This window comes from Nonomuraea ferruginea, from assembly GCF_039540635.1.
In the GTDB taxonomy this organism is placed as follows: Bacteria; Actinomycetota; Actinomycetes; order Streptosporangiales; family Streptosporangiaceae; genus Nonomuraea; species Nonomuraea ferruginea.
In genome coordinates this window covers 149,108-174,306 of record NZ_BAABFD010000002.1, presented here as the reverse complement: position 1 = coordinate 174,306, position 25,199 = coordinate 149,108, and the positions used below count along the sequence as shown (strand labels likewise).

The window sequence follows — 25,199 nt, the reverse complement described above, 5'->3', positions numbered from 1 at the left end:
CCCGCCCGTCCCGCGGGCCTCGCCTGAATGGGCCGGGGTCAGCGGGAGGACGGCAGGGCGCGCAGGAAGTCGGCGGCCACCGGCGCGGCGACCTTGCCGCCGCCGCCACCGCCCTCCACCACCACCGCGAACGCCACGTCGTCCCTGAACCCGATGAACCACGCGTGGGAGTCGAGCTCGGGCCCCGTGCCGTACTCGGCGGTCCCCGTCTTGCCGTGGGTGCCGGCGGGCAGGCCGGCGGCCTTGGCGGTGCCCTTGGTGACGACGGCCGCCATCATCGCGTGCAGGTCATCCGTCACCCCGTCGGGCAGCGGGCGGGGCTTGACCTTCTGCTCCGCCTCCGGCACCAGCGTGGGCGGCCGCCAGGTGCCGTCGGCGAGAGCCGCGGCCACGGACGCCATCGACAGCGGGCTGGCCGTGATGCGGCCCTGGCCGAAGGACTCGGCCGCCAGCTCGGCGTCGGACTCTGCCCTGGGGAAGCTGGGCTCGGTGGCGGGCAGGCCGATGGCCGGCGCCGTGTTGAAGCCGACCAGCTCGGCGGTCTTCAGCAGCTTGTCGGCGCCGAGCCGCTGCTTGGCCAGCGGCGCGAACGAGGTGTTGCACGAGTAGGCGAACGAGTCGGAGAACGACACCTTGCCGTACGCGGCCTCCTCGGAGTTGCGGATGCGCAGCCCGCCCACGGTCACGTACTTCGGGCAGGTCACGGTGTCGCCCGGCTTCAGCCCCGCGGCCAGCAGCCCGGCCGCGGTGACCGCCTTGAACGTCGAGCCCGGCGGGTAGCGGCCGTCGATGGCCCGGTTGAACCCGCCCCGGTTGTTGACCACGCCCAGAATCTCTCCCGTGCCCGGCCTGATCGCCACCAGCGAGGCGGGCTTGTCGAGGTCCTTGACCGCCGTGACGGCGGCGTCCTGCACCTGGGGGTCGAGCGAGGTGGTCAGGGACTCGCCGTCCTCGCCCTCGATCGTCTCCAGGGTGGTCTCGCCCGCCCTGATCTCGGTCGTCGGCGTGCCGGCGAGCCGCTTCTCGAACGTCTGCTGCAGCCCGCCCCGCCCGACCGCCTGCCCGGTCTTGTAGGCGGAGCCGAGCCGCCGCACGTCGTCCTTCGTGGCCTTGTCGAGGAAGCCGACGAGCTGCTGGACCGAGCCGCCGACCTCGCCGGTGTCGATGCGGTTGCCGTCGGCGTCGACGATCTTGGCCCGCTCGGGCCACTTCGCCTTGAGCGTGAACTCCGCCTCCGAGGTCAGCTTCGGATGCACCGCGGCGGGGGCCCAGTCGACCTTCCAGTGGCGGTCGGCCACCTTGAGCACGAGCTCTCCCTCGTACGTCCAGTCGCCGAGGTTCTTCAGCCGGTGGGTGGCGGTGTAGGGGACGGTGGCGCGGTCGTCGCTCTCGCGCGGCTGCCCCAGCGTCACCTCGGTGGACTCGACGCCGAGGCCCTCGCGGAGCCGGCCGTAGAGGCCGAGCTCGCGCGGCACGGCCAGCTCGGCGCTCATCCGCGCCTGGTCGCCGGACTGCCACGCGGCGGCGAAGCGCTGCGCCGTCTCGGCGGGTGTGCCGCGGGTGTGCAGCACGTAGTAGGCGCCACCGGCGGCGGCCCCCACCGCCACCACGGTGGCGACGGACACGATCACGATGGTGCGCGTACGCGCCACTGTCAGCCCCCTGACCGTCGACAGGGGACCGAGCTTAGCGGGGCGGCATCACGACGTGCCATGGGACGGCTTGTGACCGGACGCGTACTCCGGGACGTACTCCTGCCCGGAAAGCCGCTGGATGGCGGCCATGACCTCGTCGGTCACGCGGCGCCGCTCCCGGGCGTCGCGATGGTCGCCGTCGAACCGCAGCGGCTCGCCGATCCTGATGCCGACGGTGGCCGGGCGGGGAACCCGGGCGCCGAACGGCATCACCTTGTCGGTGCCGCTGAGCGCCACGGGAAGCACGGGGGCGCCGGTCTTGAGCGCCAGCCAGGCGACGCCGACCTTGCCGCGGTAGAGGCGGCCGTCGGGGGAGCGGGTGCCCTCCGGGTGGATGCCGAACAGCTCGCCGCGCTCCAGCAGCCCGGCGGCGGCGTCGAGCATCTCCTGCGCGGCTCTGGCGCTCTCACGGTCGGTCGGCAGGCTGCCACCCAGCCGCATGAACCAGCTGGAGACGGGGTTGCCGGAGAAGTACTCGTTCTTCGCGGCGAACGTGACGTGCCGGGGGAGCAGCGCGGGCAGCAGGAACGAGTCGATCACCGACAGATGGTTGGCCGCCAGGATGGCCGGGCCGGTCCGCGGCACGTGCGCCGCGCCCGACAGGTGCGGCCTGCACATGGCGTGGGTGAGCGGCACCGCGGCGAACTTGACCACGTGATAAAGCAACTTGGCGCTCCAGGAGGCGATCGTGTCGGTCCGGCCACTCACCCTAAACGCGTCGTGCCCCGTCCGGGGACGGGGCACGAGGACGCGTTAAGGCCGATGTGGCGGTCGCCTCCTCGGCGAGATGCACAACACGGCTCCAGCCGAACGGTATTCCGTGAAGGCGGTAATTTGCGGCCCGGGGGACACAGACCACATCGGCCATTCGATGCTAACGGACATCCGGCTGGAGGTATTCCATCCGGGCCCAAGATTCGGTCACGTTCTGGTCCAGTGCGGTTGCGCCACGTCGAACACCCGCTGCTCACGGCCACGGAGCGCGACCTCCGCGAACTGCCACAAAATCGCCCCCGTCGGCGCGTGGATCACGATCGACGGCCCCAGCGGCAGCTGCAGCAGCTCGCCCCGCCAGCGCGGCACCCCGGGCGCGAGCAGCCACTCCAGCGGTACGTCGTGCACCGACGCCACCTCCCGCGGATCGGCCACCGGCCGCTGCGAGCCGCCGAAGGCCACCACCGGCGTGATGACGAACCCGGAGTCGGTCACGAAGTCGTCGAGCAGCCCCGCCACGGTCACGCCGCCGACCGAGGTCTCCTCCTGCAGCTCCCGCAGCGCCGCCTCGACGGGCGTCTCGCCGTCGTCCAGCCGCCCGCCGGGCAGCGCCCACTGCCCCGGGTTCCGGCCGTGCGGCGCCCGCCTGATCACGATCGTGTACGGGTCGCGCCGCTCGTCCTCCAGCACGCACACGGTCACGGCGGCCCGGCGGATCCCGTCGGCGGGCGGAACCTCTCGCCGGTCGAAGGCCCGCAGCCGGGCGGTGACCAGGTCCCGGAGCTCGTCGATGGGCGGCAGCATCCGCTCAGGATCTCACGCCGCCAGCAGGGCGCCCAGCGCGGTCCCCGCGGCCATGGCGGCGGCCGCGCCGACCGCCGCCCACCTGCCGAGCGCCTCGCCGCGGGCGTGACCGGCGATGCCCAGCAGGATCCCCGCCAGGCCGAACGCGATCGGCAGGTAGAGCAGGGCGACGGCGGCACAGGCGAACCCGGCGGCCGACAGCACCTCGGCCGCGGGACCGCGCAGCTCACCCGGGCGCGGCTCGTCGGGGTGCGGGTCTGGCGAGGTCATCGCGGCCTCTCTTGGAGGGGCAGGTCAGCCCATCACATACCCGCGCCGCCTCCGAGGTCCAGCTCCACCGGCAACGGCCCCGCGTGCACGATGTCCAGCCGGGACACCGCCCTGGTCAGCGCCACGTACAGGAGATTGGCGCCGCGCTCGCCCGAGCGGGCGATGTCACCGGGCTCGCACACCACCGCGTGGTCGAACTCCAGCCCCTTCGCCAGCGAGGCGGGCAGGACGGCGAGCCGCTCGTCCGGCTCAAGCCCGGCCGCCCGCAGCGCCTCCTCCAGCGCCCCGGCGGCCGGATCGGCGGCGATCACCCCCACCGACCCCTCGAACCCCAGCGCCTCCCGCACCGCCGCCACCAGGCCGGCGGCCAGGTCGCCGGCGGCGCGCACGCGCAGCCTGCCGCCGGCGCGGTGCGCGCGGGTGACGGGCACGTCCGCCTTGAGCGTCCCCAGCAGCCGGTTGGCCACCTCGACCACCTCCGCGGGCACCCGGAAACCCGCCGTCAGCGCGACCACCCGCGCCTCCGGCTTGCCCAGCAGGGCCATGCGCTCCGGCCAGGAGGCCGCCGCCCACGGCGTGGTGCCCTGCGCCAGGTCGCCCAGGACCGTCAGCGAACCGTGCTCGCTACGCCGCGCCACCGCCCGGCACTGCATCGGGGACAGGTCCTGCGCCTCGTCCACGATCACGTGCCCGTAGCCGCGCGGCCGCTCGATCAGCCCCGCGAGCTCGTCCAGCAGCACCAGGTCGGCCGCGGACCACCGGGCGCCCCTGAACCCGCGCGGCGGCCGGGCCCACACGATCGCCTCGCGTTCGGTGCCGGTGAGCGACGGGGCGGGGGCCCGGCCGGACAGGACCTCGTACAGCACCTCCTCCGGCCGGACGGCCGGCCACACCGCGTCCAGGAACGGCGTGACCGCCCGGCCGACGCCGCGCAGCCACGCCGCCGTCGCGGACCGGCCGCGCGCCTCGGCCTGCCTCCGCACGAGCTCGACGACCCGGGCGCGCACCCGCTCGCGTGCCGTCGCGTACGGGAGCCCGTCGCGGCGGGTGTCGTCGACCACGCGGCGCAGCTCGTCCTCGCCCACCCGCCACCGGGCCGAGCCGTCGGGCACCGCCAGCGGCTCGACCGGCTTGCGGATCCGCCCGTACAGCGCCTCGCGCAGCACCCGCGCCATCCGCGCGTCGTGCTTGACCGCGGCCGCGTCCGGGGTGTCCCCGGCGCGCACGGGCACGGTGGCGAGCAGCTCGTCCAGGGTCGTCTGCTCGACGTCCACCTCGCCCAGCGCGGGCAGCACGGCCGAGACGTAGCCGAGGAACGCCCGGTTCGGCCCCAGCACCAGCACGCCGCCGCGGCGCAGCCGCTGCCGGTGCGCGTACAGCAGGTAGGCCGCCCGGTGCAGGCCGACCGCGGTCTTGCCGGTGCCGGGCGCGCCCTGCACGCAGATCGACTCCTCCAGGCCTGCCCGTACGAGGTCGTCCTGCTCGGGCTGGATGGTGGCGACGATGTCGCGCATCGGGCCGACCCGTGGGCGCTCGATCTCGGCGGTCAGGATGCGCCCGGCCCGCTCCTCCTCGCCCTGGCCGAGCCGTTCGTCCTCGTACCCGGTCAGGACGGTCCCGGCCCAGCCGAACCGGCGGCGCACCGCCACCCCCAGCGGGTCCCGGGCGCCCGCCCGGTAGAACGCCCGCGACACCGGCGCGCGCCAGTCGATCACCAGCGGCGGGCCGCCGCGCTCGCCGCCGACGTGCCGCCGGCCGATGTGGTACGTGCGGCCCGCGTGGTCCTCCGAGCCCGCGCCGAAGTCGAGCCTGCCGAAGAACGGCGGCCCGTCCGGCTCCTCGCCGAGCTCCTCGGCCAGGCTCTTGAGGTGGCGGCCCAGCCGTTCGGCGCTGTAGCGGTCGCCGGCCACGGTCTCGCCGACGATCACGTTCTCCCTGGCGGCGTCCAGCATCCCGCGCAGCCCCGCCCGGCACCGCTCGGCGTGGCGTCTCTCCTCGTCGAGCGCCGTCATCGCACCTCCTAAGCGTTAACTCGGTTAAGATATTGACCAGGTTAACGCTTTGCTAGGGTGTGCTCATGACGGGACTGCGCGAGCTCCAGCGGCGGCGGGTGCGGGAGACGATCTCCGCCGCGGCCATCCGGCTCTTCCTGGAGCGCGGCTTCGACGAGGTGCCGGTCACCGAGGTGGCCGCCGCCGCCCAGGTGTCCAAGCCGACGCTGTTCAAGTACTTCCCGACGAAGGAGGACCTGGTCCTGCACCGGATCGCCGACCACCAGGGCGAGGGCGCCCGCGTGGTGCGCGCCCGGGCGCCCGGTGAGGGGCCGCTGGAGGCGCTGCGCCGCCACTTCCTCGACGGCCTCGCCCGCCGCGACCCGGTCACCGGGCTCAACGACGACCCGGAGGTCATGGGGTTCCACCGGATGGTGTTCACCACGCCCGGCCTGGCCGCCCGCCTGTCCCACCACACGGCCCAGGACGAGGCGGCGCTCGCCGAGGCGCTCGCGGAGACCGTCGACGAGCTGACCGCGTCACTGGTGGCCGGCCAGGTCCTGACCGTCCGCCGCATCCTCGCCCGCCGCAACTGGCAGGCCCTGTCTCTCGGCGTCCCCCTGGCCGAGCAGGAGCCGGAGGCCGTCCGCGCCGCCCGGCACGCCTACTCCCTGCTGCGCCTGTGACCCGGGAGCCGGTCAGCCGATCCACGTCTCGTGCAGACGCAGCCACACGGGCGCGCCGCCGTCCGCCCGGAGCACGGCGGACGACCGCCGGCCCCGCCCGCCCTGCCATTCCTCGTACGAGGCCACGACCAACGATCCTTCACCGGCCACCACACGGATGTCGCGGATCTCGACGACCAGCCCCGGCGCGGTCCCGTACGCGGCCTCGACCTCGGCCAGCACCCGCTCGCGCGCCAGCGCCCGGCCGTCCGGCGTCACCATCGTGAAGGCGGGCCCGTGCGCGCCGGCGAACCGGGCGAACTCGTCCCGCGCCGCCGTCCCCGCCAGCCACCGCTCGATGACCTGGTGATGGCGGACGATCTCGGCCGCGATCACAGGGCCGCCGCCCACGCCGCCGGGGTCATGAGCGTGACGCCGAGCGACGGCCCCGGCCCGAACAGAGCCGCTGGGGCCGCGGAGGCGATCCACCGGTAGGTCGCGGCCACCTCCGCCGCCGTCGCCGCGCCCACCGCCCGCGCCAGGCCCGCCTCGAACACGGCCACGTCCTGCTCCTCGTACCGGAGCCCGAACGCCGCCGCCAGCTCCGGCCCGGTCACCGCGGCGGGGCCGCCCGCGTCCACCACGCTCTCCGCGAGCCCGTCCCCGGTGAGCGCCGCGACCGTGAGCGCGCCCAGGCCGGCATGCCCCAGCCAGGCGACGGGCAGATCAGCGGGCAGCGGGTAACGCAGCACCCCGTCCCCCGGGTGGTTCTCCGGCAGCGGAGCACCCAGCACCCCGACCCCAGGGTGGCTCTCCGGCAGCGGAGAACCCAGCACTCCGGGCGCCAGCAGGTTCTCCAGGTAAAGCGCCGGGCGGAGCACCACGACCGGCAGCCCGGACTCCCGCAGCGCCCGCACCGCCGCCCGCCGCGTGTCGAACGCCGCCACCCCGGTCTCGCCGTCCGGCAGCCGGTTGCCGGTGTTGAACACCAGCCGCCGCACCCCGGCCGCCCGCGCCCCCTCGATCACGTTGCGCGTGAACGCCGCGACCGTCTCCGCCTCGAACACCAACGGCAGCACCATCGACGCGTGCGTCACGCCGGTGAACGCCGCCTTCACCCGCCCTGCGTCGCCCAGGTCGCCGCGGAACGGCGTCACCCCCTCCGGGACCTTCCCCGTACGCGTGAGCCCGCGCACCTCGTACCCGCTCTCCGCCAGCCTGCGCGCGACCGCGCCGCCTTGGGCGCCCGCGGCGCCGAACACCAGGAATCTCATGCATGCAAGTCAACGGCAGACGCTGAGATACGCTCCATAAAGCATCATCTCCCGATATTTAAGGAACGTCCGTGGAAGACGACCTGCTGAGCGAGCTGCTCGCCCCGCTGCGCCTGCGCGGCGTCTTCCACAGCCGCTGGACCGCCCGCGCCCCGTGGGGCGTGGCGGGCGAGCGGGAGGACTGCGCGCTGTTGCACTACGTCCAGGAAGGCGCCTGCCTCGTCGAACTGCCGGAGCGGACGGTGCGCCTCGAAGCGGGCGACCTGGCCGTGTTCCCGCACGGCACCGCCCACACGCTCGCCGACGCCCCGGGCCGCGCGACGATCCCCCTGGCCCGGCTGCTCCCCGCGCGGGAACCCGGCGCCATCGGCACCGTCCGCATCGACGGGCCGGGGCCGGCCACCACCCTGCTCTGCGGCGGCCTGCACTACGACGCCTCCTCCGCCGCCCCGCTGTACCGGTCGCTGCCGCCGGTGCTCGTGCTGCCGTCGGCCGCGGTGGCCGGCCAGCCCCTGCTCGGCGACACGCTCACGCACCTGGCAGGGGAGTGTGACCAGGCGGAGCCGGGACTCGCGCTGGTGGCGCTGCGCGGCTTCGAGCTGGCGTACGTGCTGGCGCTGCGCGCCGCCCTGACCTCGCTCGGCGACGTACCGGTGCTGCCGGCCCTGCGTCACCCGGCCATCGCGCCCGCCCTGCTGGCCGTGCACACCCGGTACGCCGAGCCGTGGACGCTCGCCGGGCTGGCGGCGGAGGCGGGGCTGTCCAGATCGGCGTTCGCGGCCACGTTCCGCGAGCTGATGGGGGAGCCGCCGATGCGGCACCTGACGGCCCGCCGCATGCAGGAGGCCGCGCGCCTCCTCGCCACCACGTCCCTTTCCCACGAGACCATCGCCCGGCGCGTGGGTTACGGGTCCGCGGTCGGCTTCCACCTGGCCTTCAAGCAGTGGTACGCGAGCACCCCCGGCGCGTTCAGGCGGGAGCGCGGCGTCAGCCGGCGGGGATGAGCTCGACCCGGATGATCCGATCGTCTCCCGGGCGCGGATCCGTCCCGCCCCAGGTCGCCCGGTCGGTGTTGGAGGTCACGATCCACAGCGCCCCGTCGGGGGCGACCTCGACCGTGCGGATGCGGCCGTACTCGCCCGCGTAGTGGCCGATCGGTTCGCCGGCGGGCTTGTCGCCGTCGACGGGCAGCTGCCACAGCCGCTGCCCGCCCAGCGCCCCCATCCAGAGGGAGCCGTGCGCGTAGGCGACGCCCGACGGCGACGCCTCGTCGGGGTGGAGCGTGAAGATCGGCGGCTCACCGGTGTCGCCCTCGACGCCCTCGGTCTCGGGCCACCCGTAGTCCAGCCCCGGCCGCAGCACGTTGACCTCGTCCCAGGTGCGGTGGCCGAGCTCGGAGGCGTACGCGGTCCGATCGGGGCCGAAGGCGATGCCCTGGACGTTGCGGTGCCCCGAGGAGTAGATCGCGGTCCCGGACGGGTTGTCGCCGGGGATCGAACCGTCGAGCCCGACGCGGAGGATCTTGCCGTTCAGCGACGCGTCGTCGGCGGCCTTCTCCGGGTCGAACGCGTCACCGGTGCCGATCCACAGGTGGCCGTCCGGGCCGATCCGCAGCCGGCCGCCGTGGTGGCGGTCCGCGGTGCCGATGCCGTCGAGGACGACGCGGGCCCGCCGCAGCGATCGGAAGTCCTCGCCGACCTCCAGCGCGACGACGCGGTTGGTTCGCACCCCGGAGACGTACGCGAAGATCGTCCGGTCGTGCGCGAAACCGGGTGACACCGCCAGGCCGAGCAGGCCGCCCTCGGCGCCGGCCGCCACATCGGGCACCACACCGACCACGGCGGCGGAGCCGCCTGCGGCGGGGACGCGCAGGATCCGTCCCGTCAGCCGTTCGGAGACCAGCGCGGATGCGTCAGGGAGGAAGGCCAGGCCCCAGGGGGCGCTCAGGCCGGTGACGAGCTCGGTCCGCTCGCCCGGCCGCGCGACCGCCTGCTCCGACCGCGCCGGGGCCGGGGCGCACCCGGTCAGCCCGATCACGGTCGCGACGGCCGCCATGAGGACCGGGATCTTCAGTTTCGCGTCCATGACTCCTCCGCGGCGTTGATATCAGCGATAGCATCGCACAGTTTCCGCCGATACGGAACAGTGCTAACAATTTATCGATATCGCCGATTCGCGGAGGGGTCAGGGAATGATGGAGTCGACGTAGCCGCCGTCCACCCGGACCGCCGCCCCCGTGGTGGCCGAGGCCAGGGGAGAGGCCAGATAGGCCACCACGTTGGCGATCTCCTCGGGCTCGATCAGCCTCTGGAGCAGCGACAGCGGCCGGTGCTCGCGCATGAACGCGCGCTGCGCCTCCTCCCAGGGCAACGACCGGTCCACGAGCTGGTAGACGAACTCCTCGACGCCACCGGTGCGGGTCGGGCCGGCGATGACCGCGTTCACGGTGACGCCGCTGCCCGCGGCGTGCTTGGCGAAGCCGCGGGAGACCGCGAGCAGCGCGGTCTTGCTCGCGCCGTAGTGGATCATCTCCTCGGGGATCACGATCGCCGAGTCGCTGGCGATGTTGAGCACCCGGCCCCAGCCGCGCTCGACCATCCCCGGCAGGTAATGGCGGATGAGCCGCACGCCGGCCAGGACGTTGACCTCCCAGTAGCGCCGCCACTCGGCGTCGGTGATCTCCAGGGCCGGCGTGGCGCCGAAGACACCGAGGTTGTTGACCAGGATGTCGGCCGAGGGCACGACCCCGGTGACCGCCGCCGCGCCGTCCTCGGTCGCCAGGTCGCCCGGCGCGGCGAAGAACCGGCCGGCGCCCGCGTCCGCGGCCAGGGCCGCCACGGCGTCGCCGACGGTCTCGGCACGGCGGCCGTTGATCCCGACGCGGGCTCCGGCGTCGGCGAGCCGGCGCGCGATCGCCGCCCCGATGCCCTGCGTGGAGCCGGTCACGAGCGCGGTCCTGCCGGTGAGGTCGAGCGTGATCATGCCGTTCACGCTATACCCGCGGGCCCCGGACGAGCCGGATCCCCGCAGGCCGGGAGGGTCCGCGCCCGGCCCGGCCGTCAGGCCAGCGGGCGCGGGGGCGGCAGGCGGAGACGGTCGACCGCGTCGCGGCGGGTCTTCTCGGGACGGCGGTCGTAACGGGCCGTGGTCGCCGGCGACGAGTGGCCCACCAGCGCCTGCGCCGTGGCCAGGTCCACGCCCGCGTCCAGGAGCTCGCCGATGAACGTGCGCCGGAAGTCGTGCGCGGTCCGGGGGGAGGCGCCCGCCGAGGCCAGCCGCCGGGCCAGGATGTCGGCGACGCCCTGGCCGGTCAGCGGCACCGGCCGGCCTTCGCGGCACCGCAGCCGGCCCGCCTTGCTGATCGGGCTGAACAACGCGCCCGCCGCGCGTCCCCGTACCGCCAGCCAGCGCTCCACCAGCCCGAGCGCGTCCGGCGTGAGGTAGACGAGACGCTCCTTGTCGCGCTTGCCGCGCACCCGCAGCGACCGCGCGCCCGGGTCGTAGTCGGCGAGCGCCAGCCCGCAGACCTCGGCCCGGCGGCAGCCCGTCGAGTAGAGCACCGCGATCAGCGCCGCGTCGCGCTTCCCGGCCGCCGAGTCGTCGCAGGCCGACAGCGCCGCGCCCACCACCTCCGGCGGCACGTGCTGCCCCACCGGCAGCCGGGTCTGCCGCACCGGCGCCAGGTCGGCGGCCCGCGCGTAGTCCTCCGCGCCGGTCTGCCCGAGCCGCCACGCCTCCTTCAGCACCCGCCGCAGCGCGACCAGGTGCTTGTTGACGTACGCGGCCGACCAGCCCCGCTCGACCAGCATCGTGCGGATGCGCACCGTGTGCTCGTAGCGCAGCAGGTGCCACGGCTGGCCCGCCCCGGTCGCGTTCTCGTCGCCGGTGAGCAGCCGGGCCAGCCGGTCGAGGCAGCCGCGCATCGTCCGGCGCGACTCGGAGCTGGTCAGCGAGTCGAGATAGACGTGGTACGGGTCGCGGGCGGGCTCGACGTTCGGCGCCGCCACCTCGGGCACGGCGGGCAGGCTCACCCGCCCGATCTTAGTGGCGGCGCCGTCCGTTCACAGGAGCGCGTCGAGCAGGCGGTCCACGTCCGACCGGTCGTTGTAGTGCACCAGGCCCGCCCGCACCGCGCTGCCCGCGTCGCGGATGCCGAGCACGGCCGTCAGCTCCCAGGCGTAGTTGTGGCCGTTCCACACGTTCACCCGGCGCGCCGCCAGGTGCTCGGCCACCTCGCGCGGCGTCTTGCCCGCGACCGTGAAGTAGGCGGTGGCCGTGCGCCGGGCCGGCTTGCCGTACACCGTGACGTGCGGCATCGACTCCAGGCCCGCCAGCAGGTGGCCGAACAGCTCCAGCTCGTGCTCCTCCGCCGCGGCCATCGAGGCCAGCAGCCGCTCGCGCCGCGTCCCCGTGCCCGGCACCATCGCCGCCAGGTGGTCCACGGCCGCGGTCACCCCGGCCAGGTCGGCGAAGGCGGCCGTGCCCCGCTCGAACCGTCCGGGCACCTCGTCGGACGAGGACGCCAGTTTGTCCGGCCGGACCGTCTCCAGCAGCGCCGGGTCGGCGATCACCGCGCCGATGTGCGGCCCCGACCACTTGTAGGCGCTCGTGGCGTAGAAGTCGGCGCCCAGCGCCTTCATGTCCACCGGCCCGTGCGCGGTCGCGTGCACCCCGTCCACGTACGTGAGCGCGCCCGCCTCGTGCGCCAGCGCGCAGATCGCGGCCACGTCGGGGCGGGTGCCGAGCACGTTGCTCGCCGCCGTCACCGCCACCAGCCGGGTGCGCGGCCCGATCAGGTCCGCGTACTGCTCCACCGGCAGCTCCCCGGTGACCGGGTCCACCTCCGCCCACCGCACCGTCGCCCCGGTGTGCACCCACGGCCGCACGTTGGCGTCGTGGTCGAGCCGCGACAGCACCACCTCGTCGCCCGGCCCCCACTCCTTGGCCAGCGCTCCGGCCAGCCGGTACGTGAGCGTCGTCATGTTCGGCCCCAGGACGACCCCGTCAGGGTGGCCGCCCACCAGGTCGGCCACCGCCGCCCGGCAGCCCGCCACGATCGCGTCCGACCGGTGGCTGGCGGGGAACGCGCCGCCCACGTTGCCGATGCCCTGACGGTAGGCGCCGGCGATGGCGTCGATGACCGGCTGCGGCACCTGCGTGCCCGCCGCGCCGTCGAGGTAGGCGTACCCGTCGGCCAGCGCCGGATAGGCCGCGCGCACTGATGCGAGAGGAAAAGTCATGATGCCATCATGCTCTCGCCCCGAAGCCGTCTACCGAGCCGCCCACGGTATCCCGGCTTGCCCGCGGCGGGACATAGATGGTTGGGTCAGGGCAGAGGTGAACCCATGCCACAGCTTTCCGCCCTGGACGCGCAGTTTCTCCACTTCGAGACCGCGACCAACGTGGCCAACATCGCCGGACTGGCCATCCTGGACGGCGAGCTCAACCGTGCCGACCTGCAGGACCTGCTGCAGGCGCGGCTCCCGTACGTGCCCGCGCTGCGCCGCAAGCTGGCCCCGGTGCCGCTCGGCCTGGACCACCCGTACTGGGAGCAGGAGGACGATCTCGACCTCGACTACCACGTACGCGAGATCGGCCTGCCGCCGGGCGGCGACGACCGGCAGCTCGCCGAGCAGGTGTCGAGGCTGCACGCGCGCGCTCTGGACCGGTCGCGGCCGTTGTGGGAGATCTACCTGATCCACGGGCTGGCCGGCGGCCGCACCGGCCTCTACACGAAGATCCACCACGCGGCCGTGGACGGCGTCGGCGGCGCGGACGTGCTGGCCGCGCTGCTCGACCTGGCGCCCACGCCCGCGCCGCCGCCCCCGCACGCGCCCGAGCGGGACGAGCCGCCGCCCGGGGCCGCCGAGATGCTGCTGCGCGGCCTGGCCAGGATGGCGCTGAACCCGGCGCACGCGGTGCGGTTCATCGCGCAGGCGGTGCCGCACATGGACGAGATCCCGGTCCTGTCCTCCCTGCCCGGCAGCCACACGCTGTCCGGGCTGGCCCGCAAGGCCGCCGGGGTGGGACAGGTGCCCGACCTGCCGGCGTCGCCGGCGCCCTGGACGCCGTTCAGCGGTCCCGTCTCCCAGCATCGGCGCTTCGCGTTCGTGTCGCTGCCGCTGGCCGAGATCAAGGCGGTGCGCAAGCGGTTCGAGGTGACGGTCAACGACGTGGTCATGGCCGTGTGCGCGGGCGCGCTGCGTCGCTGGATGGCCGCGCACGGCGGAGCGCCCGACCGGCCGCTGGTGGCCGGGGTGCCGTTCTCGCTCCGCGAGCTCGGCGACGAGCAGGCGGGCAACCAGGTCACGCTCGTGCCCGCGCCGCTGGCCGCGCACGTGGACGACCCGGTGGAGCGGCTGCGTGACGTGCGCGACGTGATGTGCCGGATCAAGGACCGGTTCGGGCTGGCGCCGGCGCGGTGGCTGCGCGAGTTCAGCGAGTCGATGCCGGCCGCCCTCATGGGGTTGGCCTCCCGGTCGGCGTTCGGGCTGCTCGGCCAGACGGCGCCGCCGATCAACGTGATGGTCTCGAACGTGCCGGGCCCGCAGTTCCCGCTGTACGTGTGCGGCGCGCGGCTGCTCTCCTTCTACCCGGTCTCGGTGATCACCGACATGAGCGGCGGGGTCAACATCACCGCCTTCTCCTACGACGGGTCGGTCGACTTCGGCGTGGTCACCGACCGGGTGATGGTGCCGGACGCGTGGGAGCTCACCGGTTACCTGCGCGACTCCCTCGACGAGCTGCTCGACGCGGAGGCGTCCTTCAAGCGATGAGGCGCACCCGGCGGCCCGGTCAGGGCCGCCGGGCGGGTCAGCCCAGGTAGTCGCGCAGGGCCATGGCCCGCGACGGGTGACGCAGCTTGGACATGGTCTTGGCCTCGATCTGGCGGATGCGCTCGCGCGTCACCCCGTAGACGCGGCCGATCTCGTCGAGCGTCATCGGGCTGCCGTTGACCAGCCCGTACCGCATCGAGATCACGCCCGCCTCGCGCTCCGACAGCTCGTCCAGCAGCGCGCGCAGCTGGTGTTGCAGCAGCGTGAAGGAGACCGCGTCGGCGGGGGAGACCGCCTCGGTGTCCTCGATCAGGTCGCCGAACTGGCTGTCGCCGTCGTCGCCCAGCGGCGTGTCGAGGGAGATCGGCTCGCGGCCGTAGCTCTGCACCTCGACCACCCGGCCCGGGGTCAGCTCCGTCTCCTCGGCGATCTCCTCGGGGGTGGGCTCGCGGCCGAGCTCGCTCTGCAGCCGGCGCTGCGCCCGCGCCACCTTGTTGATCAGCTCCACCATGTGGACCGGGATGCGGATCGTGCGCGCCTGGTCGGCCATGGCGCGGGTGATCGCCTGCTTGATCCACCAGGTGGCGTAGGTGGAGAACTTGTAGCCGAGCCGGTAGTCGAACTTCTCGATCGTCCGGATCAGACCGAGGTTGCCCTCCTGGATGAGGTCGAGGAAGAGCATGCCGCGGCCCGTGTAGCGCTTGGCGATCGACACCACGAGCCTCAGGTTGGCCTCCAGCATGCGCCGCTTGGCGAGCTCGCCGTCGTCGGCGATCCACGTCAGGTCGGCGCGGAGCTCGTCGTCGAGGTCGGGCTCGGTGTCGAGCCGCTCCCTGGCGAACAGGCCGGCCTCGATCCGCTTGGCCAGCTCGATCTCCTGCTCGGCGTTGAGCAGGGGCACCCGCCCGATCTCCTTCAGATACGTCTTGACGGAGTCGGCGCCCACGGTCGCGACAGCATCGGCTGCGCTGTCGTCCAGTTCGATAACCTCTGCGGTCTGGGTCACGACACTCTCCTCGCTCGGCGGTGGACGGTTGGGCGGCGGTCGCGGGGTGCGGGCATCGGCTCCCTGGCTGATGAAGACGGAAATCTCCACTCCAAGCTACCCAACGCCCTGGAATGGTTGTGACTGCCATCACCCGGGCGGAAAGGACACCCAGGCGGCGGTCGCGTCGTCGTGGAGCTTGCCGTGCGGCACGCCTCTGGCCCGCTCCTGCTCGCGAGTCTCGGCCAGCAGCTTCTCCGGCTCGGCGGCGCCGGCCACCAGGCTCTCCCAGGCTCGCCCGTACCAGTCGGCCAGTCTCGTCGCGCCGTCGGTGAACAGCGCCGCCCCGCGCAGCTCGGTCACCGGCACCGCGCCCGCCAGCGCCTGCCCGGCGGCCTCCGGGCAGGCGCCCGCCACCCAGAAGCCGCCCGGGCGGTTGCGCAGCGAGGTCACCAGCTCCAGCGAGTACGGGCGCCCGCCCGGCAGGTGGTCGAGCCGGTCGTCGCGGACGACCGTCACCGAGCCGTCGCGCCGCCACAGCGCCACCGCCGAGTCGCACAGCACGAGGTACTCCAGCCGGTCGTCGCGGCGCCGGGCGAGCGCCGCCGTGGCCGACGGCGAATGGGGGTTGCCCAGGTCGCAGGAGCCGCCGTGGGCCTTCATGGTGGCGGTGATCGCCGCCGCCAGCACCTCCGGCAGCGGTCCGCCGCCCTCGATGCCCGCCGCGAGCGCGCCGGCGAGGGTGCGCACCAGCCACGGCACCCCGTGGCGGCACCCGGGCTCCACCCCCGGCGCCGGCGTCGCGCCGTCGAGCACCACCACCCACGACGGGCCTGCCAGCACGTAGTCCTCGTTCGCCCGGCCAGGGGCGGCGGCGCTCGCGTAACTGACGCGCAGCATCGAACTCCTCATGGATGACCATCAGATCGGCGGGTACCGGCCAGGAAAAGCCATGCGGAGATCAAGATTTCCGTGTCGCCGGATCACAAACTCCCGACGCTGTTTTACATTCCCAGCACCAGGCCCACGTCCACACACCCGTTCGGTGGTGACCCTTGTGACACGCACCCGTTCGAGCCTCGTCCACCAGGCAGGTTACGCGCTCAAGAATCCGCGGAAGATCATGCCGCACCTGCGGAGACTGAGCCGCGACACCTGGCTGCGGCTGCGCACCCGCGACCACGTCTCCTACTACCGCGCCGTCATGAAGGACGACGCCGCGCGCAGCCCCGAGGGCGCCGTCGGGTCCCACTCCCACCGGCGCTGGCTGGCGATGGGCCAGATGCAGTTCGACTACCTGGTCGAGCACGGGCTCAAACCGGAGTGCCGGATGCTGGAGATCGGCTGCGGCAACCTGCGCGCCGGCAGGTTGTTCGTCGACTACCTGGACACCGGCAACTACTACGGCCTCGACATCTCGCCCGACATCCTCATGGCCGCCCAGGACACCCTGGTCGCGCACGGGCTGCGCGACAAGCTGCCCCACCTCACCCCGGTCCGCGACCTGCGCTTCGCCTTCCTGCCCGACGAGCACTTCGACGTCGTGCACGCCCACAGCGTCTTCTCCCACTCGCCGATCGAGGTGATCGACGAGTGCTTCGCGCACGTCGGGCGGGTCATGAAGCCGCACGCCTGGTTCGACTTCACCTTCGACCGCACCGAGGGCAAGGAGCACCACGTGCTGCGGGAGGACTTCTACTACCGCACCGAGACGCTCGTCGCGCTGGCCGCCCGCCACGGGCTCGACGCCGTCTTCATGGAGGACTGGGAGCAGCTCCCGCACAAGCAGTCGAAGATCCGCGTCACCCGGCGGTCCTGAAATATCGGAATGCGTCCGGGACCGGCGGGTCCCTAGAGTGCCCGGGTGAGAGACATCCGGGCACTGCCCAAGGCCCACCTGCACGTCCACCTCGAAAGCACCGTACGGCCCGAGACCATCCGCGACCTGGGCGGCACGCCCCCCGGAGACACGCCGTTCCGGAGCTTCCGCGAATTCGCCGACCGGCGGGCGCGGGTGCGCGAGCTGCTGCGCACCCCCGGCGACTTCCGGCGGATCGCGGTGGAGTTCTGCGCCGACGAGGCCGCCCAGGGCGTGCGCTACGCCGAGGTGACCTTCACCGCGGCCTCCCACGGCGAGCGGGTGGGCGCGCCGGAGATGCCGCTGGAGGCGGTGCTCGACGGGCTGGCCGAGGGGCGGCGGTACGGGATCGAGTGCCGCCTGCTCCTCGACCACTCCCGCCGCCGCCCGGTCGAGCGCATGTGGCGGACGTTGAAGCTCGCGCAGCGGTACGAGGATGTGGTGGGCATCGGGCTGGCCGGCGACGAGAGCTACCCGCTGGCCCCGTTCGCCGGGGTGTGCGACGCGGCCAGGGACGCGGGGCTGCGCCTGGTGCACCACGCGGGCGAGTTCGGCGGGCCCGGCAGCATCCGGGAGGCGCTCACCCTCGGCCACGCCGGGCGGATCGGGCACGGCATCCGCGTGCTGGAGGATCCGGAGCTGGTGCGGGAGGTGCGCGGGCGGGGGATCGCGCTGGAGGTGTGCCCGACGTCGAACGTGCTGCTCGGGCTGGTGCCGTCGCTGGCGGCGCATCCGCTGCCGCTGCTGCGCGAGGCGGGGCTGGTGGTGACGCTCAACACCGACGGGGAGACGTCACTGGCGGACGAGTACGCCCGCGTGCGCGACACGTTCCGGTGGCCGGACGCCGAGCTGGCGGCGCTGGCCAGGGCGGGTGTCGTGGCGTCGTTCGCCGGGCCGGAGCTGAAGGCGGAGATGCTGGAGGGCATCGACGCGTGGCTGGGCGGTGGTGCCTGATCGGTGGGGGATGCGGGGGGATCTGCGGGGGACCGGCTTGTAAGCGGTCGCGCGGGCGGCGGACTCCGCCGAGGTGCTGCCATCCCTGCCGCAGGCTCTCGTGGCCGGCGGGCTGCACCGGTCCTTCCCCCTGATCATCACCGGGCTGGTGGACGGCCTCCCAAAGGGCCGGAGGCCGGAAGACGGCTCCCCATGCCCTCCGCGACGTCGCCCCCCACTTGTGTGAGACGGGCGCGCGGCTGGGGTCCGGTTCGAACGAGTGCGACCCGTGACGCTGCAGTTCCGCGGTGGATCGGCATCCACGCAGGTGGATCGTCGACCGGCAACCGGATAGGCGGGCCGGCAAGCCGCATCCGGCCAGGCGGACGGGCGATTCGCAGTCGGCCGGTTGGATCGGGAACCCGCATTCGGACAGGCGGTTCGGCGATCCGCGTGCGGCCAGGTGAATCGCGGGGCGGAAACCGGGCGGGCGGACGGCCGGCCGGAATCCGGGCAGGCGGGTTAAGGTGCGGTGGGGCCGGCGGCATCCGGGCGCGGCCGTGCCTGACCGCCGCCCGGCCACGGCCGGGACCGGCCGGCGTCCGGGGACGACAGGAACCGACCGGCGCGCGCATCGCCGCGCGGCGGGACGGGTCTGAGACGGCGACTCGCCATACATGGTGCAACTCCTCGCACGAGTCTTCTCCTCAGACCTACCGCCTGGCCAGTGGGCGCAAGCCCAAATTCTCACCAAGTCTCGGCCTAGGCGTGAGCTCCCACGCCGACGGGGCCCACCGTCAGCCGCGGCGTCCCCTCCAGGATGCCGCCGATCCGCGCCACCTGCTCGTCCAGCTCACGCAGCGCGGCGGCGGACAGCTCGGCCAGCGGTTCCACGGTGACGTCGATCCGCTTGCCCGAGCGCCGCTGGTGCCACACCCCGGCGACCTGCCCGTCCACGAGCAGCACCGGATAGTTGCCCGCCTGCCCGCCCGCCAGCGCCCGCCGCGCGGCGGCGCCCTCGTACAGCAGCTCGCGCGGCCGGCCCGCGACCACGTACGCGTCGAAGTACGGCAGCAGCCGGACCCCGCGCGGCGGCTCGTCCGGCACCCCGGTGTCGCCCGCGAGCACCCACGCCGACCGGCCGTCCAGCCGCACCTCCTCCAGCTCGACCAGCTCGAACGCCGCCACGGCCCACCGCTTCGGCCCGCCCGCCCACTGGGCGAAGTGCTCGGGCGTGGCCGGCCCGTACGCGGTCAGGTAGGCCCTGACCAGCTCGGCCCGCCCGTCCACCGGCCGGAGCTCGCCCGGCGGCGCGGTGTAGGTCACCTTCCGGCCCCTGACCGGCCCGAACACGAACGCGCCCCGGTGCGCCGCCAGCGCCATCGCCTGCCGCCAGCGCGGCCACATGGTCTGGAACGCCGGCATCACGAGGTCGCCCGCCCACGGCCCGGCCACCTCGATCACCGCCTCGCTCAGCTCGTCGATCGTCAGCGTCCGCCCCGCCACCACCTCCCGGATGGCGGCCACCACCCGCTCGGTCTGCTCCGCCGTCATCCGCACCCCTTCGGAGAACGCGTTCGTCCCGGCCGGGATGGAGGACATCGCCCCCACCCACAGGGGCAGGTCCCGCGTGGGCAGCAGGTGCACGGTGCCGCGCGGCCCGTGCGTCTTGACCAGGCTGCGCGCGCCCCACAGCGCCTCGCGCACGTCGGCCCGCGTGGCGTCATCCATGCGCAGCGCCACCGACACCTCGGCCGCCGACATCACCTGGGCGTGCGCCCCGCACATCGCCGCCACCACCCCGGCCGGCCGGCCGCCGCCCGCCGCCGTTCCGTCCAGCCCCGCCCGGGCCAGCCGCCGCGCGCTCACCTGGCTCCACGTCATCTCGATCACGCCTTCACCGTACGAGACGACGCGGAAAGCTCCGTTCCGCGTTGGTCGGCGATCAGCCGCGCGGTACGGTCGGGCATGCGGACGTTACTGACGTGCCTCATCACCGCCCTGCTGCTGACCACGGCCTGCGGAGACGCCGCCCCCGCCGACCCGCGGCTGCGCGCGGAGCTGCTGGAGATGCTGCGGCTGGACCAGGAGGTCAGGACCCCCGACGCCGATCAGGCCGACTGGGACCGGATCGAACGCGCCAACACCGAGCGCATGCGCCAGATCCTGGACGAACACGGCTGGCCCGGCTACGAGCTGGTGGGGGAGGACGGCGAGGACGCCGCCTGGGCACTCGTCCAGCACGCCGACCGCGCCCTCGACCTGCAGCGCCGGGCTCTGGCCCTGCTGCGCGAGGCGGTCGCGAAGGGCGACGCCTCCCCGGGCAACCTCGCCTACCTGGAGGACCGGGTGCGCGTCGCCGAGGGCAAGCCGCAGCGCTACGGCACCCAGTGGGAGCCGACCCAGGACGGCCAGTGGCGGCCGCGCACCCCTATCGAGGACGAGGCCGGGGTGGAGGAGCGCCGCGCCGAGGCCGGGCTGCAGCCGCTCGCCGAGTACCTGGAAGAGCTCAAGTCCTTGGAGTAGGGCGCCGCGTTAGGGTTGTCAGCGTGCATGAGGAACGCCGATGAAGTACCTACTGCTGATCTACGGCAACCCCGCGTCCCAGGAGGCGATCGCCCGCGCGCGTGACCAGGTCATGGCCGAGGTCGACACGCTGATGAAGGAGCTGGCCGCGACCGGTGAGCTGGTCGGCGGCCAGGCCCTGGCCGGGCCCGCCGAGTCGAAGACGGTCGTGGTGCGCGACGGCGTGCCCGCGGTCACCGACGGGCCCTTCCTTGAAAGCAAGGAGTTCCTGGCCGGCTACCTCATCGTCGAGTGCGACAGCGTCGAGCGGGCCACCGACATCGCCGCCCGCTGGCCGGACGCCCGCCTGTGCGCGATGGAGGTGCGGCCGATCATCAACGAGGTCACCGCGTGAGCACGGCTGTGGCCGACGACCTGCTGCGCGAGCTCGTCCCCCAGGTTCTCGGCGTGCTCGTGCGCCGCCACGGGCAGTTCGACGCCTGCGAGGACGCCGTCCAGGAGGCGCTGATCGACGCGGCCGTGCAGTGGCCGGCGCAGGGCCTGCCGGACAACCCGCGCGCCTGGCTGCTCACCGTGGCCACCCGCCGTCTGACCGACCAGGTGCGCAGCGAGTCCGCCCGCCGCCGCAGGGAGGAGAACGCCGCCGCCCGCACGCCCGCCGACGAACTGGTCGCCCCGGCTCCCGGCGAGGAGCGGGCGCCCGGCGGCGACGACACGCTCACCCTGCTCTTCCTGTGCTGCCACCCGGCGCTGTCACAGCCCTCCCAGCTCGCGCTCACCCTGCGCGCCGTCGGCGGCCTGACCACCGCCGAGATCGCCGCCGCCTTCCTGGTGCCCGAGGCGACCATGGCGCAGCGCATCAGCCGGGCCAAACAGCGCATCAGGGCCGCCGGCGTGCCGTTCGCGCCGCCGCCCGAGCCGGAGCGCGCGGGGCGGCTGCGCGTGGTCCTGCACGTGCTCTACCTGATCTTCAACGAGGGCTACGCCGCCACCTCGGGCCCCGACCTGCACCGGCCCGAGCTGACCGCCGAGGCGATCCGGCTGGCCAGGGAGCTGCACCGGCTGCTGCCCGGCGACGGCGAGGTCACGGGCCTGCTGGCGCTCATGCTGCTGACCGAGGCGCGCCGCCCGGCCCGCACCGACGAGGCGGGCCGGCTCGTCCCCCTCGACGAGCAGGACCGCGCCCTGTGGGACCGCAGGCTCGTCGCCGAGGGCGTCGAGCTCGTCACCGGCGCGCTGACCGGCGCGCCCCTCGGCCCCTACCAGGTGCAGGCCGCGATCGCGGCCGTGCACGACGAGGCGCCCGCTGCCGCCGACACCGACTGGCGGCAGATCCTGGCCCTGTACGGGGTGCTCGCGGAGCTGGACGACAATCCCGTCGTCGCGCTCAACCAGGCGGTCGCCGCCGCGATGGTGCACGGCCCGCGGACCGGGCTGGCGCGGCTCGACGAGCTGGCCCATGACGGGCGGCTGGCGGGCCATCACCGGCTCCACTCCGTCCGCGCCCACCTGCTCGAACGCGCGGGTGAGCCGGAGGCGGCCGCGGACGCCTACCGTGAGGCCGCCCGCCGCACCACCAGCCTGCCCGAGCGCCGCTATCTGGAGGACAGGGCGGCCGCGGTGCGCTGACCCAATAGTTGACAATTATTTTTTTCGGTGCGATGTTGGGCCCATGTACGAAGTGACGGTGATCGAGGATCCCGCGGCGGCCGAGGCGTCGCTCGATCCCATGCGCTCCAGGCTGCTGGCCGAGCTGGTCGAGCCGGGCTCGGCGACCTCGCTCGCCGCCAAGGTCGGCCTGGCCAGGCAGAAGGTCAACTACCATCTGCGCACGCTGGAGAAGCACGGCCTGGTCGAGCTGGTCGAGGAACGCAAGAAGGGCAACGTGACCGAGCGGGTGATGCAGGCCAAGGCCGCGTCCTTCGTGATCTCCCCGGTGGCGCTGGCCGCCGTGCAGCCCGACCCCGAGCGCGCCCCCGACCGGCTGTCGGCCCGCTGGCTGCTGGCCGTGGCCGCCAAGCTGGTACGCGACGTGGGCACGCTGATCACCGGCGCCGCCACGGCGGGCAAGCGGGTGGCCACGTTCGCCATCGACGGAGAGGTTCGCTTCGCCTCGGCCGCCGACCGGGCGGCGTTCGCCGAGGAGCTGGCCGACGCCGTCACCCATCTGGTGAGCAAGTATCACGACGAGCAGGCCGCGGGCGGTCGCGAGCACCGGCTCGTCGTCGCCGTGCACCCCGCGGTGAAGGAGGAGCGCTGAGGTGGGACGCGAGTTCGAGCTGCCCCAGGAGGCCGTCGTCGAGGCGACCCCGGAGGAGGTGTGGGCGGCCATCTCGACCGGCCCCGGCATCGACTCGTGGTACCTGGGCCGCAGCCAGGTGGCCGGCGGGGTGGTGCGCACCGCCTTCGGCGGCGGCGAGATGGAGCCGTCCAGGGTGACCGCGGCGGAGGAGCCGCGCCACTTCGCCCACACCAGCGACATCGCCGCTGACGGGCGCTTCGTCGCCTACGAGTTCCTCGTCGAGGGCCGCGGCCAGGGCAGCACCATGGTGCGCATGGTCACCAGCGGCTTCCTGCCCGGCGACGACTGGGCCGACGAGTTCGAGGCCATGTCCGGCGGCCTGTCCCTGTTCTTCGCCACGCTCGTGGAGTATCTGACGCACTTCCGCGGCCGCCACGCGACCCCGGTCGTGGAGTTCGGCCCGCCGGTGACCGACTGGCCGCGCGCCTGGGAGATCCTGTACGCGGAACTCGGGCACGCCACGCCGGGCGACAAGGTCCGGCTGGACGCGGCCGGGGTGGAGGGCGTCGTCTACCACCGCGGCGACCAGACGCTGGGCATCCGCGCACCCGACGCGCTCTACCGGTTCATGCAGGGCTTCCACGGCCCGATGATCGCCTCCCACCACGTGTTCGGCGACGCCGCGGGCCAGGGCCCGGCCTGGCGGGCCTGGCTGGAACGGCTCTACGGCTGAGCCTTGCGGGCCCGTACCGCCAGCACCAGCGGGACGGGCCCGCCGCTCTCCTCGAACCGCTCCGGCGTCAGCCCCGCCGCCAGGAAGTCGTTGAGCAGGCCGGACAGCGGCCAGTGGCTGGCGCCCACCTTGGCGCGCACGCCCTTGTCGGTCCACGACTCCTTGGTCCAGTGGCTGTCGCGGTATCCGGGCCGGATCACCAGCGCCCCCGGGTCGCTGCGGTCGGCGAACCCGCCGCAGAAGCACGGATGCACCCCCACGTGCACGAACAGCCCGCCGGGACGCAGCACCCTGGCCGCCTCGCGCAGCACCTGGGGGTAGCGGGGCATGTCGGTGTGCACCATCACCGCGATCACGGCGGGCAGGCGGCCGTCCGCGAACGGCAGCCGCGCCGCGTCCGCCCGCAGCGTCGGCAGGCGGCCCCGGGCGTGGCGGAGCATCCGCTCCGACAGGTCCACCCCGAACGGCGCCCACCCCAGTTCGCGCACCACCCGGGCGTGCACGCCGGTGCCGCACCCGATCTCCAGGCACGGGCCCGCGCCCTCGCCCAGCAGCCCGCGCAGCACCCCCTCGATGCCCAGCGGGTCACCGGCGCCGAGGAACTCCTCTGCGTACCAGTCGGCGATCTCGTCGTAAGCGGCCTTCATCTCCTCAGCGGATCACGCCGCCCGTTACCCGGCCAGGCTTTCCGCCGACGGCTTAGGACTCACGGCGCGCCGAAGATCGCGTCGCGGGCCGTCGTCAGGGCCGTCACCACCGCCCCCTTGACCACCGGGTCGCCCTCGACCTCCGTCACCCGCACCTCGGTCGGGACGGGTGCCACCGCCGCGAGCCCGTCCGCGACCCGGGCTGCCAGCTCCGCGCCGCCCTCGCGCCCGGTGTCGCCGGCCAGCACGACCAGGCCGGGGTCCAGCACCGCGACCCCGGGGAACGCCGCCAGCACCACCCGGCGGGCCAGCTCGCCGAGGTCCAGCCGGGAGACCTCCTGCCTGGTGAGCAGGTCGCAGATCGAGCCGGCCGAGGAGTCGAGGAAGCCGATCTCGCCCGCGCCGCCCGACGCCCCCTGCCGCGGCCTGCCGCCGAGCACGACGGCCGCGCCGATCCCCTCGTCGAGCCAGAGCATGACGAAGTCGTCCCGCCCGGCCGCCGCCCCCTCGCGGTGCTCGGCCAGCGCGGCCAGGTTGACCTCGTTCTCCAGCACGACCGGCGCGGCCAGCCGTGCGCGCAGGTCGCCCAGCAGGCCGGGCCGCCAGCCGGGGAGCATGCTCGCCTCCAGCATGTCGCCGGTCCGCGGGTCCACCACGCCGGGCACGCCGACGGCCACCGCGTCGACGGCCCGGCCGGCCGCCGCCTCGGTGACCGCCGCGGCGACCTGCTCGGCCAGGTCGCCGCCCGCCTCGCGGGTGCGGGTGCCGACGGTCGTGCCCGCCAGGTCGGTGACGACCGCGTGGATGGCGTCGCGGCGCACGCCGACGCCCGCCACGTGCGCGCGTCCGGCGACGATCCGGTAGAGCTTGGCGTTCGGGCCGCGCCGGTCGCCGCCGGTCATGCCGTGCGCCTCGACCAGCCCGCCGGCCTGGAGCCGCTCGATGAGGTCCGACACGGTGGGCCGCGACAGCCCGGTCAGCGTCTTGAGCTGCGGCGCCGTCAGCGGGCCCTGCTCCAGCAGGAGGTCCAGGGCCAGCCGGTCGTTGATCGCGCGAGCGGTGCTCGGGGTCGCCGTACGCATCTTTC

25 protein-coding genes and 1 pseudogene are annotated in these 25,199 nt (G+C 74.1%); 10 read left to right on the top strand and 16 right to left on the bottom strand.

Annotated elements, in window-relative coordinates:
* Positions 1 to 38: 38 nt before the first annotated feature.
* The 5 genes from ABD999_RS04115 to ABD999_RS04095 form a co-directional block, all read right to left on the bottom strand.
* Positions 39 to 1,625, bottom strand: a complete 1,587-nt coding sequence (locus tag ABD999_RS04115) for a penicillin-binding transpeptidase domain-containing protein (protein ID WP_271278924.1) — start codon at positions 1,623 to 1,625, stop codon at positions 39 to 41.
* Positions 1,626 to 1,700: 75 nt separating this feature from the next.
* On the bottom strand, positions 1,701 to 2,402 hold the full coding sequence (locus ABD999_RS04110) for a lysophospholipid acyltransferase family protein (protein ID WP_261808584.1): 702 nt from the start codon (positions 2,400 to 2,402) through the stop codon (positions 1,701 to 1,703).
* 213 nt (positions 2,403 to 2,615) lie between these two features.
* Entirely contained in the window at positions 2,616 to 3,212 is a 597-nt protein-coding gene (locus ABD999_RS04105) for an NUDIX hydrolase (RefSeq protein ID WP_271278923.1), read from the bottom strand.
* Positions 3,213 to 3,224: 12 nt separating this feature from the next.
* A complete protein-coding gene (locus ABD999_RS04100) occupies positions 3,225 to 3,482 on the bottom strand; it encodes a hypothetical protein (protein ID WP_148031924.1) in 258 nt (85 codons plus the stop codon).
* Between the two features lie 32 nt (positions 3,483 to 3,514).
* The gene (locus ABD999_RS04095; protein WP_271278922.1) at positions 3,515 to 5,494 is read right to left on the bottom strand and encodes a HelD family protein; all 1,980 of its coding nucleotides are present in this window, start codon (positions 5,492 to 5,494) and stop codon (positions 3,515 to 3,517) included.
* A 65-nt stretch (positions 5,495 to 5,559) separates the two neighbouring features.
* Here ABD999_RS04095 and ABD999_RS04090 point away from each other — a divergent pair, with 65 nt between their 5' ends.
* Positions 5,560 to 6,159: a TetR family transcriptional regulator gene (locus ABD999_RS04090; protein WP_271278921.1), complete on the top strand. Its 600-nt coding sequence runs from the start codon at positions 5,560 to 5,562 to the stop codon at positions 6,157 to 6,159.
* 12 nt (positions 6,160 to 6,171) lie between these two features.
* Here the strand turns inward: ABD999_RS04090 and ABD999_RS04085 are convergent, their stop codons facing one another.
* Together ABD999_RS04085 and ABD999_RS04080 are read right to left on the bottom strand one after the other, a co-directional pair.
* The gene (locus ABD999_RS04085) at positions 6,172 to 6,549 is read right to left on the bottom strand and encodes a DUF4440 domain-containing protein (RefSeq protein WP_271278920.1); all 378 of its coding nucleotides are present in this window, start codon (positions 6,547 to 6,549) and stop codon (positions 6,172 to 6,174) included.
* Positions 6,531 to 7,412: an SDR family oxidoreductase gene (locus ABD999_RS04080; RefSeq protein WP_271278919.1), complete on the bottom strand. Its 882-nt coding sequence runs from the start codon at positions 7,410 to 7,412 to the stop codon at positions 6,531 to 6,533. The genes ABD999_RS04085 and ABD999_RS04080 overlap by 19 nt, the downstream gene beginning before the upstream one ends.
* A gap of 71 nt (positions 7,413 to 7,483) precedes the next feature.
* Here ABD999_RS04080 and ABD999_RS04075 point away from each other — a divergent pair, with 71 nt between their 5' ends.
* A complete protein-coding gene (locus tag ABD999_RS04075) occupies positions 7,484 to 8,416 on the top strand; it encodes an AraC family transcriptional regulator (RefSeq protein ID WP_271278918.1) in 933 nt (310 codons plus the stop codon).
* Here the strand turns inward: ABD999_RS04075 and ABD999_RS04070 are convergent.
* The 4 genes from ABD999_RS04070 to ABD999_RS04055 form a co-directional block, all read right to left on the bottom strand.
* Entirely contained in the window at positions 8,400 to 9,497 is a 1,098-nt protein-coding gene (locus ABD999_RS04070; protein WP_271278917.1) for a PQQ-dependent sugar dehydrogenase, read from the bottom strand. The genes ABD999_RS04075 and ABD999_RS04070 overlap by 17 nt on opposite strands.
* A gap of 99 nt (positions 9,498 to 9,596) precedes the next feature.
* Positions 9,597 to 10,391: an SDR family NAD(P)-dependent oxidoreductase gene (locus ABD999_RS04065; protein WP_271278932.1), complete on the bottom strand. Its 795-nt coding sequence runs from the start codon at positions 10,389 to 10,391 to the stop codon at positions 9,597 to 9,599.
* An 80-nt stretch (positions 10,392 to 10,471) separates the two neighbouring features.
* Complete coding sequence (locus ABD999_RS04060; protein ID WP_219552166.1) at positions 10,472 to 11,443, bottom strand: tyrosine-type recombinase/integrase; 972 nt, start codon at positions 11,441 to 11,443, stop codon at positions 10,472 to 10,474.
* A 30-nt stretch (positions 11,444 to 11,473) separates the two neighbouring features.
* The gene (locus ABD999_RS04055; protein WP_271278916.1) at positions 11,474 to 12,652 is read right to left on the bottom strand and encodes a cysteine desulfurase-like protein; all 1,179 of its coding nucleotides are present in this window, start codon (positions 12,650 to 12,652) and stop codon (positions 11,474 to 11,476) included.
* Positions 12,653 to 12,757: 105 nt separating this feature from the next.
* On the opposite strand from ABD999_RS04055, the gene ABD999_RS04050 reads away from it, so the two are divergent.
* Positions 12,758 to 14,188, top strand: a complete 1,431-nt coding sequence (locus tag ABD999_RS04050) for a WS/DGAT/MGAT family O-acyltransferase (protein ID WP_271278915.1) — start codon at positions 12,758 to 12,760, stop codon at positions 14,186 to 14,188.
* Positions 14,189 to 14,225: 37 nt separating this feature from the next.
* Here ABD999_RS04050 and ABD999_RS04045 read toward each other — a convergent pair.
* Both ABD999_RS04045 and ABD999_RS04040 read right to left on the bottom strand, forming a co-directional pair.
* Positions 14,226 to 15,227, bottom strand: a pseudogene (locus tag ABD999_RS04045) (RNA polymerase sigma factor); the annotation flags it as partial.
* Between the two features lie 96 nt (positions 15,228 to 15,323).
* Complete coding sequence (locus ABD999_RS04040; protein ID WP_345482573.1) at positions 15,324 to 16,073, bottom strand: protein phosphatase 2C domain-containing protein; 750 nt, start codon at positions 16,071 to 16,073, stop codon at positions 15,324 to 15,326.
* A gap of 157 nt (positions 16,074 to 16,230) precedes the next feature.
* Here ABD999_RS04040 and ABD999_RS04035 point away from each other — a divergent pair, with 157 nt between their 5' ends.
* On the top strand, positions 16,231 to 16,992 hold the full coding sequence (locus ABD999_RS04035) for a class I SAM-dependent DNA methyltransferase (RefSeq protein WP_261808583.1): 762 nt from the start codon (positions 16,231 to 16,233) through the stop codon (positions 16,990 to 16,992).
* A gap of 45 nt (positions 16,993 to 17,037) precedes the next feature.
* A complete protein-coding gene (add, locus tag ABD999_RS04030; RefSeq protein ID WP_271280194.1) occupies positions 17,038 to 17,985 on the top strand; it encodes an adenosine deaminase in 948 nt (315 codons plus the stop codon).
* Between the two features lie 741 nt (positions 17,986 to 18,726).
* On the opposite strand, the gene ABD999_RS04025 is transcribed toward add, so the two are convergent.
* The gene (locus ABD999_RS04025) at positions 18,727 to 19,848 is read right to left on the bottom strand and encodes a winged helix DNA-binding domain-containing protein (protein ID WP_271280196.1); all 1,122 of its coding nucleotides are present in this window, start codon (positions 19,846 to 19,848) and stop codon (positions 18,727 to 18,729) included.
* Between the two features lie 84 nt (positions 19,849 to 19,932).
* Between ABD999_RS04025 and ABD999_RS04020 the strand changes: the two genes are divergently transcribed.
* From ABD999_RS04020 to ABD999_RS04000, 5 genes are read left to right on the top strand one after another with little or no spacing between them, the layout of a single operon-like run.
* A complete protein-coding gene (locus tag ABD999_RS04020) occupies positions 19,933 to 20,490 on the top strand; it encodes a DUF6624 domain-containing protein (RefSeq protein WP_219552178.1) in 558 nt (185 codons plus the stop codon).
* Positions 20,491 to 20,530: 40 nt separating this feature from the next.
* Complete coding sequence (locus ABD999_RS04015) at positions 20,531 to 20,884, top strand: YciI family protein (protein ID WP_148031910.1); 354 nt, start codon at positions 20,531 to 20,533, stop codon at positions 20,882 to 20,884.
* Positions 20,881 to 22,119 carry an RNA polymerase sigma factor gene (locus ABD999_RS04010; protein WP_271280193.1) on the top strand — a complete coding sequence of 413 codons (1,239 nt, stop codon included), beginning with the start codon at positions 20,881 to 20,883 and terminating at the stop codon, positions 22,117 to 22,119. The genes ABD999_RS04015 and ABD999_RS04010 overlap by 4 nt, the downstream gene beginning before the upstream one ends.
* Before the next feature lie 43 nt (positions 22,120 to 22,162).
* Positions 22,163 to 22,750, top strand: coding sequence for an ArsR/SmtB family transcription factor (locus tag ABD999_RS04005; RefSeq protein WP_187281186.1), 588 nt, complete (start codon positions 22,163 to 22,165; stop codon positions 22,748 to 22,750).
* A 1-nt stretch (position 22,751) separates the two neighbouring features.
* Positions 22,752 to 23,465, top strand: coding sequence for an SRPBCC family protein (locus tag ABD999_RS04000; RefSeq protein ID WP_271280192.1), 714 nt, complete (start codon positions 22,752 to 22,754; stop codon positions 23,463 to 23,465).
* Here the strand turns inward: ABD999_RS04000 and ABD999_RS03995 are convergent.
* Together ABD999_RS03995 and ABD999_RS03990 are read right to left on the bottom strand one after the other, a co-directional pair.
* Positions 23,456 to 24,112: a class I SAM-dependent methyltransferase gene (locus tag ABD999_RS03995; RefSeq protein WP_148031908.1), complete on the bottom strand. Its 657-nt coding sequence runs from the start codon at positions 24,110 to 24,112 to the stop codon at positions 23,456 to 23,458. The genes ABD999_RS04000 and ABD999_RS03995 overlap by 10 nt on opposite strands.
* Before the next feature lie 59 nt (positions 24,113 to 24,171).
* Positions 24,172 to 25,194, bottom strand: coding sequence for an ROK family transcriptional regulator (locus tag ABD999_RS03990; protein WP_345482571.1), 1,023 nt, complete (start codon positions 25,192 to 25,194; stop codon positions 24,172 to 24,174).
* Positions 25,195 to 25,199: the final 5 nt, after the last annotated feature.

Excerpts from the sequence above, each read along its gene's own strand:
- ABD999_RS04040 (WP_345482573.1), bottom strand. The coding sequence starts at position 16,073 with ATGCTGCGCGTCAGTTACGCGAGCGCCGCCGCCCCTGGCCGGGCGAAC.
- ABD999_RS04015 (WP_148031910.1), top strand. The coding sequence starts at position 20,531 with ATGAAGTACCTACTGCTGATCTACGGCAACCCCGCGTCCCAGGAGGCG.
- ABD999_RS04025 (WP_271280196.1), bottom strand. The coding sequence starts at position 19,848 with ATGACGTGGAGCCAGGTGAGCGCGCGGCGGCTGGCCCGGGCGGGGCTG.
- ABD999_RS04100 (WP_148031924.1), bottom strand. The coding sequence starts at position 3,482 with ATGACCTCGCCAGACCCGCACCCCGACGAGCCGCGCCCGGGTGAGCTG.
- ABD999_RS03990 (WP_345482571.1), bottom strand. The coding sequence starts at position 25,194 with ATGCGTACGGCGACCCCGAGCACCGCTCGCGCGATCAACGACCGGCTG.
- ABD999_RS04105 (WP_271278923.1), bottom strand. The coding sequence starts at position 3,212 with ATGCTGCCGCCCATCGACGAGCTCCGGGACCTGGTCACCGCCCGGCTG.
- ABD999_RS04005 (WP_187281186.1), top strand. The coding sequence starts at position 22,163 with ATGTACGAAGTGACGGTGATCGAGGATCCCGCGGCGGCCGAGGCGTCG.
- ABD999_RS04090 (WP_271278921.1), top strand. The coding sequence starts at position 5,560 with ATGACGGGACTGCGCGAGCTCCAGCGGCGGCGGGTGCGGGAGACGATC.
- ABD999_RS04080 (WP_271278919.1), bottom strand. The coding sequence starts at position 7,412 with ATGAGATTCCTGGTGTTCGGCGCCGCGGGCGCCCAAGGCGGCGCGGTC.
- ABD999_RS04020 (WP_219552178.1), top strand. The coding sequence starts at position 19,933 with ATGCGGACGTTACTGACGTGCCTCATCACCGCCCTGCTGCTGACCACG.
- ABD999_RS04095 (WP_271278922.1), bottom strand. The coding sequence starts at position 5,494 with ATGACGGCGCTCGACGAGGAGAGACGCCACGCCGAGCGGTGCCGGGCG.
- ABD999_RS03995 (WP_148031908.1), bottom strand. The coding sequence starts at position 24,112 with ATGAAGGCCGCTTACGACGAGATCGCCGACTGGTACGCAGAGGAGTTC.
- ABD999_RS04055 (WP_271278916.1), bottom strand. The coding sequence starts at position 12,652 with ATGACTTTTCCTCTCGCATCAGTGCGCGCGGCCTATCCGGCGCTGGCC.
- ABD999_RS04050 (WP_271278915.1), top strand. The coding sequence starts at position 12,758 with ATGCCACAGCTTTCCGCCCTGGACGCGCAGTTTCTCCACTTCGAGACC.
- ABD999_RS04070 (WP_271278917.1), bottom strand. The coding sequence starts at position 9,497 with ATGGACGCGAAACTGAAGATCCCGGTCCTCATGGCGGCCGTCGCGACC.